We start from the raw sequence: 2,362 nt of genomic DNA, 5'->3' as shown, positions 1-2,362 counted from the left end.
TCGCCGAGCTCGACGCGGCCTTGCCGGAGCAGCCCACGCACGCGGCGGTGGTGCTGTCCGGCCAGCGCGAACGTGCCGGCTGGTGGGGCTCGGGCCGTGCCGCGGGCTGGGCGGACGCGGTCGAGGCCGCGCGCACCGTGGCCCGTGCCGCGAACGTCGAGCTGGAGGTCACCACCGGTTCGCTCGCGCCGTGGCACCCGGGTCGCTGCGCCGATTTGAAGGTCGACGGCACTGTCGTTGGCCACGCTGGTGAACTGCACCCGAAGGCGTTGGAGGCGCTGGGCCTGCCCAAGCGGACCTGCGCGATGGAGCTCGACCTGGATGCGCTGCCGCTGACCGATCCGCGCCCGGCTCCGTCGATCTCGGCGTACCCGCCGGTGCTGCTGGACGTCGCGCTGGTGGTGGACCAGGCGGTGCAGTCGGCGGAGCTGGTCGAGGTGGTGCGCTCCGGCGGCGGCGATCTGCTGGAGGACGTGCGGCTGTTCGACGTCTACGCGGGCGAGCAGCTGGCCGAGGGCAAGAAGTCGCTGGCGCTGGCGCTGCGTTTCCGCGCGGCCGATCGCACGCTCAAGCAGGAGGAGGCGACCGAGGCCCGCGATTCCGCGGTCCGCGCCGCTGAATCCCGCTTCGGCGCCGCGCTGCGGGGCTGAGCTTTCGAGCCGCATTGCGCGGCTGAGCTTGCGACGGCCCGGTGTGCTTGCGAGCGCACCGGGCCGTTTCACGTTCCGCGCCCCACGGTCCGCGGGGCGCAACTAGCCTCTGATCATGAGTGTTGAATCGACCGCCGCTGCGGGTTCCGTTCCGCGCTCACTTGTGAAGTCGGCGGCCGTCGTCCTCGCGAGCCTGCTGCTGGGCGGGCTGACGTCCTTCGCGCAGAGTTCGCTCGGCCCGCTGGATCCGCTGGCGAACTCCTCCAGCGGCTGGACGCTGCTGACCGCGTTGATCATCTGGTTCGCCCGGGAGCCGACGTTGCCGTCCGCGGTGTTCGGCCCGGTGAGCTTCGTGTCGCTGGTGCTGGGCTACACGGTGGCCGCCGCGCTTCGCGGGTTGACCTACAACCCGCTGATGTTCGGCGTGATCGGGTTGGTCGTCGGTCCGTTCGTGGGTGTCGCCGTCGCCTGGTTGCGCTGTCGCGGTCCGCGCGCCGCGGCGGGTGCTGCGCTGCTGTCCGGCATAGCCGTGGGCGAAGGGCTGTACGGGCTGATCGTGGTCTCCCGCAGCACGGGATGGTTCTACTGGACGGCGATCGCGGTGGTGGGAATCGCGTTGCTGGTCGTCACCCTCGTCAAGCGCAGCGTCGCTGCGCGCGATGTGCTGCTCGGCGCCGGTGGCACTGCGCTCGTCGCGGTGGCGTTCTACGCGACCTACACGAGCCTGTAGCCGAGCCGGTTGCGCCGGATGGCGTTGCCGCGGCGACCGTTCACCGCAACGCCGGTCGGTCGCCGCACCCGGTGCGGCGGCACCCCGCGGGACCTGGCAAAGTCGATCGTGACGTGATCGCTACGCAGTGGTGTGCAGGAGTCGGCTCATGAGCGCGCAGGATCGGCTGGTCGCGGATCGCTACCGGGTCGAGTCGAGGCTGGGCAGCGGCGCGATGGGCGTGGTGTGGAAGGCGTGGGACGAGCGCCTGAACCGCACCGTGGCGGTGAAGGAACTGCACCTGCGGAAGTCGGCCAGCGACGCGGACGTGCAGGCGATGAAGCGCCGCGCGATGCGCGAGGGCCGGATCACCGCGCGGTTGATGCACCGGCACGCGATCGCCGTCTACGACGTGGTCGAAGACGATGGCCGCCCCTGCCTGATCATGGAGCACTTGGCTTCGCGGAGCCTGGACGCGGTGCTGGCCGAGCGCGGCACGCTGCCGGTCGCCGAGGTGGCCAAGCTCGGCGCGGACGTCGCGGGCGCGCTCGCGGCCGCGCACGACGCGGAGATCGTGCACCGCGACATCAAACCCGGCAACATCCTCGTCGCCGAGGACATCACCAAGATCACCGACTTCGGTATCTCCCGCGCCATGGGGGACGCGAGCACCACCGGCGTGCTGGCAGGCACTCCCGCGTACCTGGCGCCGGAGGTGGCCCAGGGCGGGAAGGCGGACTTCCGCACCGACGTGTTCTCGCTGGGCTCCACGTTGTACGCGGCTTTGCAGGGGCATCCGCCGTTCGGGCTGGGGGAGAACTCGATCGCGCTGCTGCACCGGGTCGCCGCCGGTGAGTTCGAGCCGCCCGCCGACGGCGGCGATCGGACTCCGGCGCTGCTGCGGCTGCTGGCGCCCGAACCGGCGCAGCGCCCGTCCATGCGGGAGACCGCCGATGCGCTCGCCGCCGGCGCGGACGGCAGGCCGCTGCCGGAGTCGTTCACG

The 2,362-nt window shown here is 71.8% G+C and carries 2 protein-coding genes and 1 pseudogene; all 3 read left to right on the top strand.

The genetic code is table 11. The features are described from left to right. Positions 1-650 (top strand): annotated as a pseudogene (locus IJH84_RS00810) (phenylalanine--tRNA ligase subunit beta); the annotation flags it as partial. Between the two features lie 115 nt (positions 651-765). Beyond that, positions 766-1,380: a DUF6518 family protein gene (locus IJH84_RS00805; protein WP_295139015.1), complete on the top strand. Its 615-nt coding sequence runs from the start codon at positions 766-768 to the stop codon at positions 1,378-1,380. Positions 1,381-1,528: 148 nt separating this feature from the next. Further along, positions 1,529-2,362 (top strand): serine/threonine-protein kinase (locus IJH84_RS00800; RefSeq protein ID WP_295139012.1); only part of this gene is annotated, 834 nt, incomplete at its 3' end.

The sequence above is a fragment of the Saccharopolyspora sp. genome (assembly GCF_017434145.1).
Taxonomy (GTDB): Bacteria; Actinomycetota; Actinomycetes; order Mycobacteriales; family Pseudonocardiaceae; genus Saccharopolyspora_C; species Saccharopolyspora_C galaxeae.
The sequence above is the reverse complement of the archived record's forward strand: the minus strand, read 5'-3'. Positions and strand labels throughout refer to the sequence as shown.